This is a genomic window from Paenarthrobacter sp. NPDC091711 (genome assembly GCF_044756605.1).
GTDB lineage: Bacteria > Actinomycetota > Actinomycetes > Actinomycetales > Micrococcaceae > Arthrobacter.
Window position 1 is genome coordinate 1 of record NZ_JBIVTF010000012.1, and the last position, 16705, is coordinate 16705.

The window sequence follows — 16705 nt, forward strand, 5'->3', positions numbered from 1 at the left end:
ACGAACTCAACGACAGACCCCGCCAACGATTCGACTTCTGCACCCCCAATGAGATGATCAGAACCTTCCTGTTGCGATAACCGCTAGAAACCGCCCGCTGAGAACGACCTGATTTGCTACTTAGATGGGTGGAGGAGACGCAAAAGAGCGGCCGGGCAGTCAGCCCGGCCGCTCTCTTTATGTCTCTTTGAGGCGATAAACCGCTTAGGCGTAGGCGTTCACCAAACGGACAGCGCCGCCGTCGACGCCCTTGGCACCCTGGACGTAGTCCGGGCCGGTCTTGTCGATCGAGTCGCTGTCAGCGGAAACGGTACCCATGACCCAGGACGGCAGGCCGCGGTCGTTGAGGCGGGCCACTGCGGCGTCGGCTGCCTCTGCGGAAACGATGGCGACCATGCCCACGCCGAGGTTCAGCGTGCGCTCCAGGTCGGCCAGCGGAACGTTGCCCAGCTCGGAGACCAGCTTGAAGATGGCGGGCAGTTCCCACGTGTTGCGGTCAACGGTGGCCACCAGGCCCTGGGGGAGGACGCGTGCCAGGTTGGCTGCCAGGCCACCACCGGTGACGTGGCTGAAGCCGTGGACCGCGTTGGCCGAGTGCACCGGGAAGGTGCGGGCCAGGTCCAGGCAGTCAGCTGCGTAAACGCGGGTCGGCTCCAAGAGTTCTTCGCCCAAGGTGCGTCCAAGTTCGGATACCTGGCGGTCCAGTGCCCAACCGGCGTGGTTGATGACGCGGCGGACCAGGGAGTAGCCGTTGGAGTGCAGGCCGGAGGAGGCCATGCCGATCACGACGTCGCCGGCGCGGACACGGTCCGGGCCGAGGAGGGCGTCGGCCTCGACGATGCCGGTAGCGGCACCTGCAACATCGTATTCGTGCTCACCCAGGAGGCCCGGGTGCTCAGCGGTTTCGCCACCCACCAGGGCGGTGCCAGCTACGGAGCAAGCAGCAGCGATACCGCGGACGATGTCAGCGATGCGCTCCGGGACAACCTTGCCGCAGGCGATGTAGTCGGTCATGTAGAGCGGCTCAGCGCCAACCACCACGATGTCGTCCACCACCATGCCCACGAGGTCGAAACCGATGGTGTCGTGAATGTCCATGGCCTGAGCAATGGCAACCTTGGTACCAACGCCGTCAGTGGACGTTGCCAGCAGCGGCTTCTTGTAGGTCAGCAGCTTCGAGACGTCATACAGGCCTGCGAAACCGCCGACGCCGCCAATCACCGACGAGTTGTGAGTCGCCTTAATGGCGCCCTTCATGAGTTCGACTGCGCGGTCTCCCGCTTCGACGTCGACACCCGCGGAGGCGTAGGTGATACCGGAGTTATTCTCAGCGGCGGGTGTTGCGGAGCTCATACAGACTCTTTCTTGTCGGCGTCGGTCAAACGATCAGCGTCGGTAAGGAGGTTTTCGAATTCGGCGTCGGGGCCGGGATCGCAACCCGTGGCGCCCGGCTTCTCGGCAGGATCCTCGGAATCGTCCACAGACTCGGACTGAGCGGCCGGTTCAAGGCCACCGAGGTCGGTGCGCTCCAGCAGGTTCTTACCCAACTTGTCTGCGTGCGGCAGCTCGATGGGGTATTTGCCGGTGAAGCAAGCGGTGCAGAGGCGTTCGCGCGGCTGCTGGGTGGCGCCGATCATGCCATCTTCAGAGATGTAAGCCAGCGAGTCCGCGCCGATAGCCGTGGAGATCTCCTCGATGGTGGCACCGTTGGCAATCAGTTCCGCGCGGGAGGCGAAGTCGATGCCGTAGAAGCAGGGCCACTGAACCGGGGGAGAGGAAATCTTGACGTGCACTGCCGCGGCACCGGCTTCGCGGAGCATCCGAACAATGGCGCGCTGGGTGTTGCCGCGGACGATCGAGTCATCCACCACCACAATGCGCTTGCCACGGATCACGGATTCCAAGGCGTTGAGCTTGAGCCGGATACCGAGCTGACGCAGGGTTTGCGAGGGCTGGATGAACGTACGGCCCACGTAGGCGTTCTTGACGAAGCCGTGGGCGAACGGAATCCCGGACTGCTCTGCATAGCCAACAGCGGCGGGTGTGCCGGATTCGGGAACGGGGATGACCAGGTCAGCCTCGTGCGTGTTCTCGCGGGCCAACTGGCGGCCCATCTCCACGCGGGCCTCGTACACGGAGCGGCCGGCAATGGCTGCGTCCGGGCGGGCGAGGTAAACGTATTCGAAGACGCAGCCGGCGGGGGTTGCCTCGGCGAAGCGCTGCGAACGGACGCCGTCCTCGTCGATGGCGATGAACTCGCCGGGCTCGATCTCGCGGATGAAGCTGGCGCCAACAGTGGCCAGGCCGGCCTGCTCGGACGCGACAACCCAGCCGCGATCCAGGCGTCCCAGGCACAGCGGGCGGATGCCGTAGGTATCGCGGGCTGCGTAGAGGGTTCCTTCATCCATGAAGACGAAGCAGAAGCCACCCTTGATCTTGGGCAGCAGCTCCAGTGCGGTCTGCTCCAGGGTCTTTCCCTCTTCGCCCTCAAGGAGAGCGGTCACCAGCGCGGTGTCCGAGGTGTTGCCCTGCTTCATCTCACCGGTCAGCTGGCCATCGTTGCGCTCAAGGATCATTTCCCGGAGCTCAGCGGTGTTGGTCAGGTTGCCGTTGTGGGCCAAGGCAACTGTGCCGGTTGCTGTTGCACCCAGGGTTGGCTGCGCGTTGGCCCAGTGGCTTGCACCGGTGGTGGAGTACCGGCAGTGGCCAACGGCCAGGTGTCCGGTAAGGGTGTTCAGGGTTGTCTCATCGAAGACCTGGGACACAAGGCCCATGTCCTTATAGACATTAATGCGCTTGCCGTCACTGGTAGCTATACCAGCCGATTCTTGTCCGCGGTGCTGCAGCGCATACAGCCCGTAATAGGTGAGTTTTGCTACTTCTTCACCGGGAGCCCAAACCCCAAAGACGCCACAAGCGTCCTGAGGGCCTTTTTCGCCGGGGAGAAGATCATGAGAAAGTTTTCCGTCGCCACGTGCCACTGGTCGATTGTCTCATGATGTAGGCGTGGTACGTTCCCCCGCAGGCTATGTGACCCCGTGAACTGGCGTGTTCCCGCGAAAATGCGGTGTGTCTCACATCTGCGAGCCCGCCAGAGAGGGGGCCGAACGCCCGACTTAGCGGACGTCGTCGCTCTCTGGTCCTTCGTCCGGAACCGAATCCGGAACGGGCTCAACCAAGGCGCGCTGAGTGCGCTTGACGCTGATGCGGTCCAGAATCAGGGCAAGAATCGAGAAGAGAATGACGCCGCCACCCGCGCAGACGATCAGGAAGAAGCCGAAAACGGTGCCGGCATCAAAAGCGGGGTCGGCTTGGCGGCCATAGGCGATGATTGCGGCCACGATTGCACCAACCACGGCTCCCAAAATCATGAAGGGTACAAACTTGGGTGCCCGGCGAACCGTGATCTCGCGGCGGGCGGAGTTGGGGGTGGTGTCCTCTGAAGCCATGCCTTCAAGCGTACCGTTCCGCGTTTGCGTACAGATAATGCCCCTAAGGTGACTCCTTAGGGGCATTATCTGTACACAAACTCCTGGAGTTAGCTGCCGCGGTACGTCGAGAACGCGAACGGGCTCAGCAGCAGGGGCACGTGATAGTGCTCTCCGGCGTCCGAAACTGTGAAGTTCAGGTCCACTTCCGGGAAGAATGTCTCGGTTCCGAGGCCCTCGTAGTAGGCGCCGGTGGCGAAATTCAGGCGGTACGCGCCGCCCGGGATCCGCTCCGGGCCGAGGGTCTTGATGCGGCCGTCGGCGTCGGTTTCACCCTTCGCCACCAGCGTCCAGTCCTCACCTTCGCGGACGTAGAGTACGACGGCGACACCCGCCGCCGGGCGGCCGGAACCGGTGTCCAGGATGTGGGTTGTTACCTGTGAAACGCTCATGCGTTGACTCCTTCGCTGATCAGTCCGGAGAGGCGCAGCAGTGCGATCTCCCGCAGCTGGCCAGCCACGATCGTGTCTTCTTCTTCGGGGGTGTGGGTGATGCGTTCCTGCAGGGTGCTGAGGATTTCCTCGGCGCTGCGACCGGCAGCGCGGATCAGGAAGACCCTGCCGAACTTCTCCTCGTATGCCCGGTTTCCCTCGGCGAGTGCGGCTGTTGTGTGGTTGTCGCCGGGGTCGACTCCAGCCTGCTCCGAACGCGACATGGCCGCCTCGGTGGTCTGGGCCTTGGGTCGTTCGCCGATCCGGGGGTGGTGCGCCATGGCGGACTCCACCTCGGCTGCGGTGAACGGCTCGGCGGCACGCTGGGCTTGCCCCAGCAGCTCGTCGACGGTGGCGTAGGGACGCGCGTCTACGATGGTCTCCACCCAGCGGCTGATGTCCAGGCAAGGGGTGAGAGTCCTGATGGCCTCTTCCCGGTCAACACTGTTGAATACTGCAAGCTCCATGCTTGTCATCCTCGTGCAAAATGCTGGCATCCATGGTGTGGGCTATGCGGAACCCCTGCTGGTGCAGGAGGAAGCCTGTGCTTCAAGCTTCCGCATCATGGAACTGTTATTTCAGCATACGTAATTCAGTTAAGCCGAGTGAGCGGGCTGGTGTCAAGAGACTACCGCGCTGTGACGCCGTGTTCTGCCTGTTAAGTAAAGTCGGTGCGCCGTGATGACCAGCGCCAGCCAGGCGATGCCGATGGCCCATGCAGCCAGGACATCGGTCAGCCAGTGGTGGCCCAGGTAGACCCGGCTCAGCCCCATGGTGAAGGCGAATGCTGCCGCCACCAATACCGTGGTGACCCTCGCCTTGGTGCTCTTGAGCCTGAGGATTATGAGGTAGGCGACGATTCCCGCGATCACTATCGAGTTGAGCGAGTGGCCGCTGGGGAATGATGCTGAGTGCTCGTAAGGCGGAATCGCGTCGGCCAAGTCCGGGCGACTGCGGCCGAAGATCGGCTTGCCCAGGATAGTGATGATCAAGGACCCCAAGCCGGCCGCGAGCATCAGAATGACAGGAGTCCATGACCTCCGCCGTGTGGCCAGAAAAATCATGATGCCCACGGCGATGAGGGGCATTCCAACTGTTCCGCCAATATTTGTGTACGCTGTTGTGGCCATGTCCAAGGCGGGGGAGCGTACTGACTTGGCTGCTGCCAGCACGGGATCGTCAAGCCCGGCAACCCCGTCCGCCTCTGTCACGGACTCGTAGACCTCGCCGAACACCAGGGTCAGCGACAATACGATGGCAAGACCCGCAACGAGCGTAATGATCAGGGCTGCATAGGGGCCGAGCAGGGAGGTGACTTTTTCAGCACCGCCGGCCAGTGCTCGGCCAGCCGGGGATTTCCAGCGCGTCAGGTCTTGGCCGGCAACGAACCGGTCCTGGCTCACTTCGCCGGTGACCCCTTGCTCGGGCGCCTCGTTTCCTCCGGTTTTTCCTTCAGTCGTCACTCTCGTCCCCTATCCGTGGCGGCCTCAGTATTGGTGAGTAACCTTAGCAGTTTGGGCTTGGAGGATCCTGGGTGATCGGCCCGGAACGTTGCGAGGCCCGCTCCACGCCCTCTACGGGCGTTTTGGGGCGCAGAGTGGGCCCCGCAACGTTGGGTGGGGCAGAATGTCCTCAACCAGCTGAAGGAGTTCGCACATGCCAGACATTCTGACGTCCAGGTTCCTGTTCGGTCCCGGCCCGAGCAATTGCTACCCCGAAGCCATGTCCGCGTTGGCCTATCCCGTGCTCGGCCACCTTGACCCTGTGTTCATCGAGCGGCTGGACCACACCTGCGCGGGCCTTCGGACTGTGTGGGGTACGTCCAACGCGCGGACGCTTCCCTTGAGTGCCACCGGTTCCGGCGGAATGGAAGCGGCTTTCGTGAACACCGTGTCCGACGGCGACGTAGCAGTGATTGCTGTCAACGGACTTTTTGGGGCGCGGATGTGTGAGGTTGCCCGGCGATGCGGGGCCACGGTGGTCCGGGTGGATCACGAATGGGGCCAGCCCGTGGACGCAGAGCGGGTGCTCTCAGCGCATCCGAACCCCAAAGTCATCGCCGCCGTCCATGCAGAGACTTCGGTGGGAGTGCTCTCCGACATCGCGGCCCTCGGCGCAGGCAAGGGTGACGCGCTGTTGATTACCGACGCCGTCACCTCCATCGGCGGACTGGAACTCCTAGCAGACGACTGGGGAATCGACGTCGGATACGCCGGAACCCAGAAATGCCTGGGGGTGCCGCCGGGACTGTCGCCGTTCACAGTGTCCGATCGCGCCTTTGAACGTCGCGTCAAGGACCCACGCTCCTGGTACCTCGATATCGGGTTGCTCGGCGGGTACGTCGGCGCGGCCAGCGGTGCCCGGACGTATCACCACACCGCGCCGGTCACCATGATCGCCGGCCTTGAAGCCGCCCTGGACCGCATCCTCGCCGAAGGTTTGGACGTTGTGCAGGCCCGGCACCGTGCCGCCGGTGCCGCCTTGCAGGACGGACTGCAGGACATGGGACTGGAACTGTTCGCTGCCGAGGGCTCCCGGTTGCCGAGCCTCACCACGGTCAGAGTGCCCGACGGCGTCAACTCGGCTGCCGTCCGCGCTTATCTTTTGGAGAACTTCAGTATGGAGATTGGCTCAGGAGTGGGGGAGTTCGCGGACACTGTGTGGCGCATCGGCATGATGGGCCCCAACGCCAACAGCGCTTCGGTGACCCTGGTCCTGGGTGCGCTCAAAGAGGCCATCGCCAAAGCCTGACGCTCTCTCACGTCCCGCGGGCTTGAGCTGATCGCTCTCGCACATCCCTCGTGCTTGAGGTGAACCCTCTCTCACCCTGCCCGGCGCCGACGTTCAATCGGCGACCGGGCCGCCGTCGTACGTCAGTGTGGCGGAGGCTGCCGTGCTGCCTTCCGCAGGCTGGATGGAGGTGACCGTCAACAGGCCAGCACCCGGAAGGGTGACCGACTGGCCCTCGCGGAAGGCCTGCTTTCGCTGCTGCTCGGCGGTCCGGATCCAGAACTGGATGGCCGGAGCACCGTCGGCGATGCCGATTTTGACCACTCCCACTTTGACGCCGTCGAAGGTGGGCTGCATGCCTTGCTTGACTGTTACCAGCTGTTCCACGGCCATCCTTATTTCACGTCCACGGAGTATACGGAGTCAAAGTTTTCTTTGTACTCGTCCTCGGTCAGTTCCAGCGTGCCGGACTTGAGGTCGTCGTCGCCTTCCATGTAACCGCCGGAGGGTCCCCACGGGTTGGCCAGGACGATGACTTTCTCGCCGTCGTCGTTGGTTTTCACATCCACAACAACGTACGCGTGGTTGGGCACGACGTCGGTACGGTTGACTTCGTCGGACTCCCAGACCCAGTCGAAGTCGTCGTCCTTGACGTCCTCAGTTCCCACGGAGATGGCCTGGCCGTCCGAGAGTTTGTCCTCGATGTCATCAAAGTTCAGCTCGCCGTCCTTGTCAGCGGACTGCCCGGTCATCAGCTCCATGGCTTCGTTGCTGAAACCGCCGTCGATGTCGTCATAGGACCCGCCGCGGTGCTCAGCTGCCGCGCGTTCGTAGATGGAGAGCCAGTTGGGTTCGCCGTCGGCGCCGCGGACACCGCCGTCAACCGACTTGGCCTCCACAGTGACTTCCACGGGTTCGCCGTCTTCGTAAAGAGTGACAACCCAGTGCGTTGGCGGGTCGCCCACAGGACGCATGTGCTCTTCCAGGAATTCGTCGAGTTTGCCTTCGCGCTCTAGCACCTGGGCCACCGAACCGATTCCGGCCAACAGCCAGCAGTCGCCAATCTGTCCTTGATTGATGTCGCTTGGGTCCCCGGCGTCGGGGTCGTTGCGGACATCGCCGGGCACATCGACGTCGGGTTTGTCCGGATCCAGTGGTCCCGGGTCGCCGGGAGGGTTCGAATCTCCCCGCCCGGAACGATCGGAGCCCGAGGAACCTGAGCTTGACTTGTCCTGTTCGTCCGCATTGCGGATCAGCTCTTTGGCTTGGTTCTGCAATTCGCTGGAGATCTTCTTCAGCATGGGACGGTGCTGGGAGTCCCACGAGGCGCGGAACATCACGGCGTCACGGCCATCCCACGGAGCGTTGTTGATGAGGTTGCCCAGTTCCATGGACAGCGAGGTCATCCGTTCCGAATGCCGCGACATGGTCTTGGCGAGTGCCCGCAATTGGGCAATATCAGCACCGTAGAATCCGGGCATTTATCTGTCCCCCTGAGGAATTTCGTTGGAATCGCACGTCTCGGACTTAACCGGAGCAGTGACGCTGAGGTAGGCCGGGGATTTTGATTCGATGGTCACCGTGGCGCCCGCGGCATCCGTGCTGCGGGTGACCACCCATCCACCTGGCACGGGGTCGGTTCCGTCGAAGGCAGGGAAGCCGTGCTTTTCCAGCACTGGATCGGCCGCGGCGGAGACGTCCTCAAAGTTTTTGGATGGCTCCACGATGTCTGCGGTGCTTTTCATGCTCCGTGGGGAGAGTATGCATCTGCCGTCTTGGGTACGGCTCAAGCGCGCCGGATCATCCACGGTCCAGGTGATGGCCGGCATCTTCGCTTCCAGGGCGGCAACAAGCTCGGTGGTGAGGGCGTTGTACTTGGCGGCGCTTTCAGCCACAGGGGCGGGCTCGGCAGTAACGGGCGGCGCCTCGCTGGGCACCCGCTTGGGTCCGTCGGGGGTGTCGCTGCAGCCTGCAGCAACAGTCACCACTGCAAGGGCAGCGGCCAACGCCCAAGCGTTACGGTTCATGCGGCGGTTCATTTCGTTCCCCAATGTTGTTAGTGCTCGACGGCGGATCTCACCGAATGCTGTCACGCTTAGTTGCGCTTTGGCCATGGGCAGAACAACCCGTTGCACTTCACGGTCGGCTCAAGCGGGTGGGATGTGAGAGATGGTTGGGCTCAAGCGGGTGGGATGTGAGAGAGGATCAGGTGTCGCGGGTCAGGATCCAGGTATTGGTGCCATCCTGGCGCTCGAAGGTCACCGTGGTCACCAAGGCCTCGATGAGCGCCAACCCGCGCCCGGACTCTGCTTCCGAATCCGGCATCGAAGCCTGCATGTCGTCCGCGAACGGCTCCCGGGCGTGGTGTGCACTGACCCGGGCAACCAACCGAGTGGGCTGGACGCTGATGTCTACGTCGATCTCCACAGGTTTCTCCGCCACAGGAAGCGCATGCTGCACGATGTTCGCGGCAGCCTCGATCACGGCCGTAGCGAAGGTCATCCGGTCCATGTCCGGAACGAAGGACGCGTCATCCCACAGGGCGTCCAACTCGTTGTGGATGGCTTCTATGGCTTCTTCATTGGACGGCCCATGGAAGCCCCGGTGGGCGATGACCTCAGTCATCGCCGAATGCCGCTTCTGCGGTGGGGTAAGCGGTGAGAACCCTGTCCATGTTGGTCAGTTCCAGAACCATCTTGACCTGCGGCTGAACGCCGGCGATCCGGAGGTCACCGCCTGCCTGCCGCGCGGCTTTGAGGCAGCCGATAAGTGCGCCGAGCCCGGAAGAGTCCATGAAGTCCGTTTCTGCCAGGTTCACCACAACCCGGCTGGAGCCACCGGCCACAACCTCGGCCACCACTTCGCGCAGCTTGGGCGCGGCCACCATGTTCAGCCGGCCTACGCCCTTCACCTCCGCGTAGGAGTCGTTGACTTCATAGCTAAACTGCATCTGCATTCCTCTCTTCGGGGCGCTCAGGCCCGACACCTTCAGGCACGAAGCCCTTGTACAAAACTGCCTTGACCAGAACGCTCAGGACCACCAGGTCGAAAGCTACCCACGCCACGTTCACCAGTGTCCCCAGAGGCTCGGACATTCCTGCGAGCAGACGGGCAACACCAACAACCAACGCAACAGCCAGAAGCACCGCCACAATGATCTGCGGCCGGATCAGGCTCCAACTCGGGCCGCCGCTCTGCCGTGCCTTGGGGGTGACCGCAAACCCGAGGGGACGTCCGAACCAAACGTTCCGTGCCGCCGTCGTGCATGCTTTGATCCATGTGGGGAACAGCGCGAGGCTGTACTGCTGCCCGCGCCAGGTGGGTATCCCGTGCCCGGCTACCAGGAAAAGGAGTTGGTTCACCACCATGAACGGGATGAAGCGGATGAAGAAGTCGAAGCTGATGCTGTTCACCGGGAGGATACCGAGCGTCAGGTAGATGATGGGCGCCGCGAAGTACACCACTGCTGCGAAGCCGCTGAGGTAGGTCCACATGGTGGAGAAGTACATGAGCCGCTGGCCCCATGTGAGCCGACGCTGCACCAGTGGATTCTCGCGGAGGAGGACCTGCATGGTGCCTTGGGCCCAGCGGAGGCGTTGGGTCAGCATGGTCTTGACGTCCTCCGGGGCCAGGCCGTTGGCGAGGATTTCGTGGTGGTACACGCTCTTCCAACCGAGGCCGTGCAGGCGCATGGCTGTGGCCATGTCCTCCGTGACGGAAATGGTGGCCAGCGGCATGATCGGTTGGGCTTCGTCGGTGCGTTCCACCGAAATGGCGTCCAGGACTGCGTGGACCGATTCGAGCGCACCCAAGGGGGACCAGTCGCGTCCGGACATACGGTCGACGGCGTCACTCGCCACAGTGGTCACACCGGACTCGCCTACGTGGGCCAGTTCCATGGCCGCGATCTCTTCGAGGTCGGATTGGAGTGCGGAGAAGTCGGCGGCCACGAGGGTGCGCACGGCGTCGTCCACCTTGCGGCGAACCCGGTACGTGATCTCGCTCAACGACGCCCCGGCTTCCAGCTCCCTTTGGGCGGACTCCGTTGCGGCCTCCACCTCGTTGAGCATCTGCGCTACCAATGGGTTCTCCGCCTCGGAGGATCGCCGCGCTTTCTTGATGGCGGTCCGGGAGGCAGCGAGGGCACGCCGGATGCTCTTCTCCGTGGCTTTGACGTAGCCCACCAGCCCCAGTTGCATGAGGGCTTCCCGCCGCAGGATCGCGTTGGAGCCGCAGAAGAACGCCGCGTTCCAGCCGTCCTTGCCTTGCTGAATGGGACCGTAGAACAGGGGTGCCTGGCTGCCCAGGGGATCGTCGGCGGGGACATTGATGAAGTACTGCGGTGTCTGGACCAGCGCCACTTTGTCGTCGTTGAAGTAGCCCAGCGTCTTGTCCAGGATGTCCGGCTCGGGGATCTGATCGGCGTCGAGAATCAACAGGTACTCGCCCGAGGTGACCATCAGGGCGTTGTTCAGGTTACCCGCCTTGGCGTGCCGCGGCATGTCAGGTGTCCAGTCCGCGCCACGCGTGACGTAACCAATCCCGTTCGCTTCGGCGAGTTCGCGCATCTCAGGCCGATCGCCGTCGTCGAGTATCCAGGTGCTGTGCGGCCAGGTGATGTCCTTGGCGGCCAGGGCCGTGGTCATCACCAGATCCAGGGGCTCGTTGTACGTGGTGATGAAGACATCCACGGTGGCGTCGGCCGGGGCAGGGGGCGGCGGTTTCCGGAATTTGATGTTCCACACGGTGAGGCCGAACAACATGACGTCAATCAGGCTGTACGTCTCGGCAAGCACCAACGGAACGGCGATCCACCATGCGTCCCAGTTCAAGGAGGCCATCCATCGCCACGCCACATAGTTGACGCCCAAAATGACCGTGAGAAGAACGATCAGCCGAGTCCAGAAACGTGTCACAAAATCCCCCCTTTTTGTTGTTTACAGTCCTGCGTTTGGTTTTCGGCGAACGACGACGGCGGTCACGTCATCTTCAGCGGTTGACGCCGGCGCCAACTCGAGAAGTGCGGCGCACACATCGTCCGAAGTAGCCCCGTTGCGTGCCACCTTCTCCACGTTGCGTTGGAACTCTTCCAAGGAATCGTGGGCGTCCAGCACGCCGTCGCTGACGATCACCAGGGAATCGCCCGGCTCCAGTTCCAGCTCCGAAGCAGGCCACTGTTGGTCGTCCAGGATGCCGACAGGCGGGCCCGCGGAAACCAGCCTCCGCGCCGCCCCCTCGGCTGGAACGTGCAGCGCAAGGCCGTGGCCGGCGTCGATGTAGCTGAGTTTTCCGGAGGCGCTGTCCAGCCGCGCATGGAACATGGTCACGAAGGAGCCGGACTGGTCCAGGTCCGAGGTAATGGTGGCGCTGGCCGAACCAAAAGCGGCGTCGATCGCCGGGGTGTCCGCAACGGATCGCATGACTGCTCGGACCGTTGCGGCGATGAGTGCGGCGCCCATGCCCTTGCCCATGGCATCGGCGAAGGTAAGGTGCATGCCGTCGCGGGTTTGGTACCAGTCGTAGAAGTCCCCGCCCACGCTGCGGGAAGGACGGAAGGCGCCAGCGACGTCGTAACCGTTGAGGCGGACCGTTTCGCGCGGCAGGAGGCTTTGCTGCACCACTGCGGCGCGGGCGAGTTCATCGCTCTGGCCGGCGTCCTCGGCGGGGGTGGCGGGCGTCCGGGCGGCACGGCGGAACAATGCGCGGATGCGGGCCTGGAGTTCCTTGGGGCTGAAGGGTTTGTTGATGTAGTCGTCCGCGCCCGTGTCCAGGCCTGTGAGCCTGTCGATCTCATCGGCGCGGGCCGTGAGCATCAGGATGTACGCGTCCGAGAATTCGCGGAGACGACGGCAGACTTCCATGCCATCGATGTCCGGAAGGTTGATGTCCAGCGTCACCAATTCGGCGTTGGTTTTACGGACGGCCTCGACGCCGGAGAGACCGTCAGGGGCTTCGGTCACCACAAAGTCGAGCTGCTCCAGTACCAAGACGAGAAGGCCGCGGATGTCAGCGTCGTCTTCAACAACGACAGCGTGGCGCACGGGTGTGGGAGAGACCATGGCTCCATTAACTAATGCTGCTGGGTATTTGTCACGTTTAGTCACGACACATGAAACGCCCGCTCACAAATGTGGGCGGGCGTTACACGTTTTGTGCAGTTATGTGTGAGAGGGATTCGCTCAAGCACGGGTGATGTGAGAGAGGGTTAGACGCCCAGCTCTTCGCGCAGCGCCTGGACGTGGCCCTGAGCGGCGACCTGGTACTGCGTGAGCTTCACGGTGCCTTCGCCGTCCAGAACAACGGTGGAGCGGACCAGGCCTTCAACGATTTCGCCGTCAACCAGCTTCTCGCCCCATGCGCCGTAGGAGAGGGCAACAGCGTGGTCTTCGTCGGACAGGAGCGGGAAGGTCAGAGCGAACTCGCCCGTGAACTTGGACAGTGCCTCAGGGGCGTCCGGGGAGATCCCGATGACTTCGTAGCCTTTGCCCTGCAGGCTGGCGAGGTTGTCGCGGAAATCGCAAGCCTCGGTGGTGCAACCGGGGGTGGCTGCCTTCGGGTAGAAGTACACAATGACGTTGCGTCCGCGGTAATCGGACAGCGAGACCTTAGTGCCGTCGGCGTCGAGAAGCGCGAAATCAGGTGCTTGCGTTCCGACGAGGAGTTTCTGGGTCATGGCGATCCTTTACGTTTCACCGGCAAACAGCCGGCATTGGTCATTCATAAAACGGATTGTCTAGTAGACAGAACAGCGAACTTAGATGCTGTATTCCGCAGGTCCGCGCACTGTGGCATAGGGCCCTGGCACGAACTGGTAGCCGCCACCACGGACGGTGGCGACGGTGTGTCGGGCGGAGCCTAGCTTCCGCCGCACCCTCCCAACATAAACGTCGATCGAGCGAAATGCCGCGCCGGGGAGGTCAAATGACTCCAGAAAACGTTGCAATTCTTCACGACTGATGGCCCGGGAGCAGTTCACCACGAGGTAGCGGAGCAGCTTGTATTCCATGCCAGTAAAGGCAACCGGCTCACCGTCCAGCAGCACTACTTCAGCGGCGAGGTCCACCGCAAGTTGGCTGCGGCGGCTCGCCAACGTTACGGGCTCGACGGCGGTGCTGCCGCCCTCTTCGCTGCCGTCCTGCCCGGCCGTACGGTTCGACGAACGCGCCTCAGCGAGGGCATCGGCGAGCGTTACCGTACTCGAAGAGCGGTCGTTGGTACCGGCGTCGGCGGCTTCCTGCGGAGTGCCGCCCCAGGAAGTGTCGCCGACGCCGGAGTGCTCTGCCCCGGTGGCGGGCCAGATACGGACTTCCGCATCCGGGGCAAGTTTCATGGCGCGGGCCAGCACAAGGCGTGCTGCCCGCTCCCAGACCTCAGGATCGATCTCGTCGCCCTCGGCCGGGTTGACCCAGAGCGCCAGACCGTGTGCGGTCAGGCCGTTCCGCTGATTCAAGCCGGCCCGCCGACCCGCGAGGCCGCGTGCTGCGGGTCCTCGCGACGGCGGTGGCCCGTAGGCATTGACTGCCATGACGGTTGACCTAAACGTTGCCGCGGCGGAGCAGCTTGCCGCCGGGGTTCTGGCCATCGATGGGGGTTCCGCGCAGGTAGGTCTTGTGGACGACGCCGGCCAAGGGACGGCCGTCGTACGGGGTGATGGGGTTCTTGTGCTTGAGCTTGGTGACGTCCACAACGAAGGCTTCGTCCGGGGCGAAGATGGAGAAGTCGGCGTCGTAGCCCAGGGCGAGCTGGCCCTTGTTGTGCAGGCGTGCCAGGGCGGCGGGCTTCTCAGCCATCCACGAGACAACCTGTTCCAGCGGGATGCCGCGGTGGCGGGCTTCGGTCCAGATGAGGGACAGGCCCAGCTGCAGCGAGGAAACGCCGCCCCAAGCAACAGCGAAGTCGCCGTTTTCAAGGTCCTTCAGATCCAGTGTGGAGGGGGAGTGGTCCGAGACGATGCAGTCGATGGTGCCGTCCTGCAGGCCCTTCCAGAGGAGCTCGCGGTTGGAGGCCTCACGGATCGGCGGGCAGCACTTGTAGGCCGTGGCGCCATCGGGGATTTCTTCGGCCATGAGTGTCAGGTAGTGCGGGCACGTCTCAACGGTGAGGTTGACGCCGTCGCGCTTTGCTGAGGCGATCATGGGCAGCGCGTCGGAGGAGGAGAGGTGCAGGATGTGGGCGCGGGCGCCGGTCCAGCGGGCACGCTCGATGACCTCGGCGATTGCCTTGTTCTCGGCGCCGCGGGGGCGGGAAGCGAGGAAGGTTTCATAGTGGTCGCCGCCGGGGTGCGGGGCGCGGTCGATCGCGTGGGAGTCCTCTGCGTGCACGATCATGAGGGAGTCGAAGGACTTGAGTTCCTTCATGTCCTCTTCCATCTCGTCTGCATCGAGGTGCGGGAACTCGTCCACGCCGGAGTGCAGGAGGAAGCACTTGAAGCCGAAAACGCCTTCGTCGTGGAGCGGGCGGAGATCGCTCTTGTTGCCCGGGATGGCACCGCCCCAGAATCCGACGTCCACGAATGCCTGGTCCTTGGCGACTACGCGCTTCTGTTCCAGGCCGTCCACGGTGGTGGTGGGCGGGATGGAGTTCAGCGGCATGTCGATGATGGTGGTCACGCCACCGGCAGCTGCGGCACGCGTGGCGGAGGCGAAGCCTTCCCACTCGGTGCGGCCGGGCTCGTTGACGTGGACGTGGGTGTCCACCAGGCCGGGGATGAGGGTTTCGTCGTCTGCGAGTTCAATGACCTCGTTGCCCGTCAGGCCGTTGCCCAGGGGTTCGATGGCGACGATGACGCCGTCGCGGATGCCAACTTCGCGGGCTGCGAGGCCGGCGGTGGTCAGGATGCGCTGGCCCCGGATAACGAGGTCATAGGCGCCGATTGCTTCAGACATTGAGGTACTCCTTGTTTTCGGTCCGTTCCGCCAGGTACACGCCTATGTGCTTACCTAATTGTTCAAGCAACGGACCTGCTTCAGCGATACATTTTTGGACATCTTTTTCCAGATCGGTCAGTGCGTGCACCGTATGGAAGCCGGCATCCGTGAGTTGTTCCCGGCTTAGGGTACTCCGCCCGCACACTGCGATCACGGGAACCCCGTTTCTCTGCGCCGCGCGGGAGACACCCATGGGGGTCTTGCCGAGCAGGCTTTGCTCGTCCAGGCTGCCTTCTCCGGTGATTACCAGATCGGCGCCCTTGAGCCGCTGCTCGAGTTCAGTGAATTCAAGCACGACGTCGATGCCCGGCCGCCGCTCTGCCTTCAGTGCCGCGATGGCAATGTAACCAACGCCGCCTGCCGCTCCAGCGCCTTCGGCCTTGGCTGCGAACTTGGCGTGCTGCCCGGTTGTGGCTGCGAGGACGTCGACGAAGTGGCTCAGTGCCGCATCGAGCGAGGTGACGTCGTCCGGCGTCGCGCCCTTCTGCGGACCGAAGATGGCTGGGGCTCCGCTGGCCCCCAAAAGGGGATTATCGACGTCGGACGCCAACACGAACTCCGTGGCCTCAACGCGGACGTCGAAGTTGGAGAAGTCGATGGTGTCCAGCTCGGCCAAGGCCGCTCCGCCGCCGGGGAGCTCATTGCCGTTCTTGTCCAGGAACACTGCGCCGAGGCCCTGCAGGACTCCTGCGCCGGCGTCGGTGTTGGCGCTGCCGCCTACACCGAGGATGATCTTGCGGCAGCCGAGGTCCAGCGCGGCGCGGATGAGTTCGCCCGTTCCGATGCTGGTCGCGGTTTTGGCTGCCTCGGACGTGGGGCCGTCCGGGAGGAGGGCGAGACCGGAAGCTGCCGCCATTTCGATGACAGCTTCCTGGTCCCGCACTGCGAAGTCGGCCTTCACCGGCTCGCCGAGCGGGCCGGTGACGGTGGTGGTCCGGCGGGTGAAGCCGGAGCCGATGGCGGCGTCGATGGTTCCTTCGCCGCCGTCGGCCACCGGAATACGTGTTGCCTGAATACCGTGACCGAATCCAGCCAGCAAACCTGTTGCCAGGTGCTCGGCGACGTCGGGCGCGGACAGCGAGCCCTTGAATTTGTCCGGGGCGATGACAACACGCATTCCGGTGCCTCC

The 16705-nt window shown here is 63.4% G+C and carries 19 protein-coding genes; 2 read left to right on the plus strand and 17 right to left on the minus strand.

Annotation, left to right across the window (positions count from 1 at the left end; translation table 11 throughout):
* Window positions 1–204: 204 nt before the first annotated feature.
* From purM to uraD, 5 genes are all read right to left on the minus strand, one after another.
* Window positions 205–1353, minus strand: a complete 1149-nt coding sequence (gene purM, locus ACIQH5_RS16535) for a phosphoribosylformylglycinamidine cyclo-ligase (RefSeq protein ID WP_062068092.1) — start codon at window positions 1351–1353, stop codon at window positions 205–207.
* Complete coding sequence (gene purF, locus ACIQH5_RS16540) at window positions 1350–2981, minus strand: amidophosphoribosyltransferase (RefSeq protein ID WP_062068090.1); 1632 nt, start codon at window positions 2979–2981, stop codon at window positions 1350–1352. The genes purM and purF overlap by 4 nt, the downstream gene beginning before the upstream one ends.
* 135 nt (window positions 2982–3116) lie before the next feature.
* Window positions 3117–3449: a hypothetical protein gene (locus ACIQH5_RS16545; RefSeq protein WP_400405349.1), complete on the minus strand. Its 333-nt coding sequence runs from the start codon at window positions 3447–3449 to the stop codon at window positions 3117–3119.
* Between the two features lie 89 nt (window positions 3450–3538).
* Complete coding sequence (uraH, locus tag ACIQH5_RS16550) at window positions 3539–3880, minus strand: hydroxyisourate hydrolase (RefSeq protein ID WP_062068086.1); 342 nt, start codon at window positions 3878–3880, stop codon at window positions 3539–3541.
* A complete protein-coding gene (gene uraD / locus ACIQH5_RS16555; RefSeq protein WP_400405353.1) occupies window positions 3877–4386 on the minus strand; it encodes a 2-oxo-4-hydroxy-4-carboxy-5-ureidoimidazoline decarboxylase in 510 nt (169 codons plus the stop codon). Before uraD ends, uraH begins: the two co-directional genes overlap by 4 nt.
* On the opposite strand from uraD, the gene ACIQH5_RS16560 reads away from it, so the two are divergent.
* Window positions 4385–4510, plus strand: coding sequence for a hypothetical protein (locus ACIQH5_RS16560; RefSeq protein ID WP_400405356.1), 126 nt, complete (start codon window positions 4385–4387; stop codon window positions 4508–4510). The genes uraD and ACIQH5_RS16560 overlap by 2 nt on opposite strands.
* A gap of 29 nt (window positions 4511–4539) precedes the next feature.
* Here the strand turns inward: ACIQH5_RS16560 and ACIQH5_RS16565 are convergent, their stop codons facing one another.
* Window positions 4540–5382: a phosphatase PAP2 family protein gene (locus ACIQH5_RS16565; protein WP_400405359.1), complete on the minus strand. Its 843-nt coding sequence runs from the start codon at window positions 5380–5382 to the stop codon at window positions 4540–4542.
* Window positions 5383–5575: 193 nt separating this feature from the next.
* Between ACIQH5_RS16565 and ACIQH5_RS16570 the strand changes: the two genes are divergently transcribed.
* Window positions 5576–6670, plus strand: a complete 1095-nt coding sequence (locus ACIQH5_RS16570) for a pyridoxal-phosphate-dependent aminotransferase family protein (RefSeq protein WP_400405362.1) — start codon at window positions 5576–5578, stop codon at window positions 6668–6670.
* A gap of 93 nt (window positions 6671–6763) precedes the next feature.
* Here ACIQH5_RS16570 and ACIQH5_RS16575 read toward each other — a convergent pair whose 3' ends face one another.
* The 11 genes from ACIQH5_RS16575 to ACIQH5_RS16625 form a co-directional block, all read right to left on the minus strand.
* Window positions 6764–7036, minus strand: a complete 273-nt coding sequence (locus ACIQH5_RS16575) for a hypothetical protein (protein WP_156424534.1) — start codon at window positions 7034–7036, stop codon at window positions 6764–6766.
* Between the two features lie 8 nt (window positions 7037–7044).
* Entirely contained in the window at window positions 7045–8130 is a 1086-nt protein-coding gene (locus ACIQH5_RS16580) for a C2 family cysteine protease (protein ID WP_400405366.1), read from the minus strand.
* Window positions 8131–8676: a hypothetical protein gene (locus ACIQH5_RS16585; protein WP_400405369.1), complete on the minus strand. Its 546-nt coding sequence runs from the start codon at window positions 8674–8676 to the stop codon at window positions 8131–8133.
* Between the two features lie 178 nt (window positions 8677–8854).
* Window positions 8855–9274, minus strand: a complete 420-nt coding sequence (locus ACIQH5_RS16590) for an ATP-binding protein (RefSeq protein WP_091324851.1) — start codon at window positions 9272–9274, stop codon at window positions 8855–8857.
* Window positions 9267–9599 carry an STAS domain-containing protein gene (locus ACIQH5_RS16595; RefSeq protein WP_014922802.1) on the minus strand — a complete coding sequence of 111 codons (333 nt, stop codon included), beginning with the start codon at window positions 9597–9599 and terminating at the stop codon, window positions 9267–9269. The genes ACIQH5_RS16590 and ACIQH5_RS16595 overlap by 8 nt, the downstream gene beginning before the upstream one ends.
* Window positions 9589–11565, minus strand: coding sequence for a glycosyltransferase family 2 protein (locus tag ACIQH5_RS16600; RefSeq protein WP_400405373.1), 1977 nt, complete (start codon window positions 11563–11565; stop codon window positions 9589–9591). The genes ACIQH5_RS16595 and ACIQH5_RS16600 overlap by 11 nt, the downstream gene beginning before the upstream one ends.
* A gap of 21 nt (window positions 11566–11586) precedes the next feature.
* On the minus strand, window positions 11587–12708 hold the full coding sequence (locus ACIQH5_RS16605) for a PP2C family protein-serine/threonine phosphatase (protein ID WP_400405376.1): 1122 nt from the start codon (window positions 12706–12708) through the stop codon (window positions 11587–11589).
* A 146-nt stretch (window positions 12709–12854) separates the two neighbouring features.
* Window positions 12855–13322, minus strand: coding sequence for a thioredoxin-dependent thiol peroxidase (gene bcp, locus ACIQH5_RS16610; protein ID WP_400405379.1), 468 nt, complete (start codon window positions 13320–13322; stop codon window positions 12855–12857).
* 81 nt (window positions 13323–13403) lie between these two features.
* Complete coding sequence (locus ACIQH5_RS16615) at window positions 13404–14174, minus strand: winged helix-turn-helix domain-containing protein (RefSeq protein ID WP_400405382.1); 771 nt, start codon at window positions 14172–14174, stop codon at window positions 13404–13406.
* Between the two features lie 10 nt (window positions 14175–14184).
* Complete coding sequence (allB, locus tag ACIQH5_RS16620; protein WP_400405384.1) at window positions 14185–15534, minus strand: allantoinase AllB; 1350 nt, start codon at window positions 15532–15534, stop codon at window positions 14185–14187.
* Entirely contained in the window at window positions 15527–16693 is a 1167-nt protein-coding gene (locus ACIQH5_RS16625) for a glycerate kinase (protein ID WP_062068063.1), read from the minus strand. The genes allB and ACIQH5_RS16625 overlap by 8 nt, the downstream gene beginning before the upstream one ends.
* Window positions 16694–16705: the final 12 nt, after the last annotated feature.

Excerpts from the sequence above, each read along its gene's own strand:
- purM (WP_062068092.1), bottom strand. The coding sequence starts at position 1,353 with ATGAGCTCCGCAACACCCGCCGCTGAGAATAACTCCGGTATCACCTAC.
- ACIQH5_RS16545 (WP_400405349.1), bottom strand. The coding sequence starts at position 3,449 with ATGGCTTCAGAGGACACCACCCCCAACTCCGCCCGCCGCGAGATCACG.
- uraH (WP_062068086.1), bottom strand. The coding sequence starts at position 3,880 with ATGAGCGTTTCACAGGTAACAACCCACATCCTGGACACCGGTTCCGGC.
- ACIQH5_RS16560 (WP_400405356.1), top strand. The coding sequence starts at position 4,385 with ATGCTTGTCATCCTCGTGCAAAATGCTGGCATCCATGGTGTGGGCTAT.
- uraD (WP_400405353.1), bottom strand. The coding sequence starts at position 4,386 with ATGGAGCTTGCAGTATTCAACAGTGTTGACCGGGAAGAGGCCATCAGG.
- ACIQH5_RS16570 (WP_400405362.1), top strand. The coding sequence starts at position 5,576 with ATGCCAGACATTCTGACGTCCAGGTTCCTGTTCGGTCCCGGCCCGAGC.
- ACIQH5_RS16580 (WP_400405366.1), bottom strand. The coding sequence starts at position 8,130 with ATGCCCGGATTCTACGGTGCTGATATTGCCCAATTGCGGGCACTCGCC.
- ACIQH5_RS16585 (WP_400405369.1), bottom strand. The coding sequence starts at position 8,676 with ATGAACCGTAACGCTTGGGCGTTGGCCGCTGCCCTTGCAGTGGTGACT.
- ACIQH5_RS16590 (WP_091324851.1), bottom strand. The coding sequence starts at position 9,274 with ATGACTGAGGTCATCGCCCACCGGGGCTTCCATGGGCCGTCCAATGAA.
- ACIQH5_RS16595 (WP_014922802.1), bottom strand. The coding sequence starts at position 9,599 with ATGCAGTTTAGCTATGAAGTCAACGACTCCTACGCGGAGGTGAAGGGC.
- ACIQH5_RS16605 (WP_400405376.1), bottom strand. The coding sequence starts at position 12,708 with ATGGTCTCTCCCACACCCGTGCGCCACGCTGTCGTTGTTGAAGACGAC.
- bcp (WP_400405379.1), bottom strand. The coding sequence starts at position 13,322 with ATGACCCAGAAACTCCTCGTCGGAACGCAAGCACCTGATTTCGCGCTT.
- ACIQH5_RS16615 (WP_400405382.1), bottom strand. The coding sequence starts at position 14,174 with ATGGCAGTCAATGCCTACGGGCCACCGCCGTCGCGAGGACCCGCAGCA.
- allB (WP_400405384.1), bottom strand. The coding sequence starts at position 15,534 with ATGTCTGAAGCAATCGGCGCCTATGACCTCGTTATCCGGGGCCAGCGC.
- ACIQH5_RS16625 (WP_062068063.1), bottom strand. The coding sequence starts at position 16,693 with ATGCGTGTTGTCATCGCCCCGGACAAATTCAAGGGCTCGCTGTCCGCG.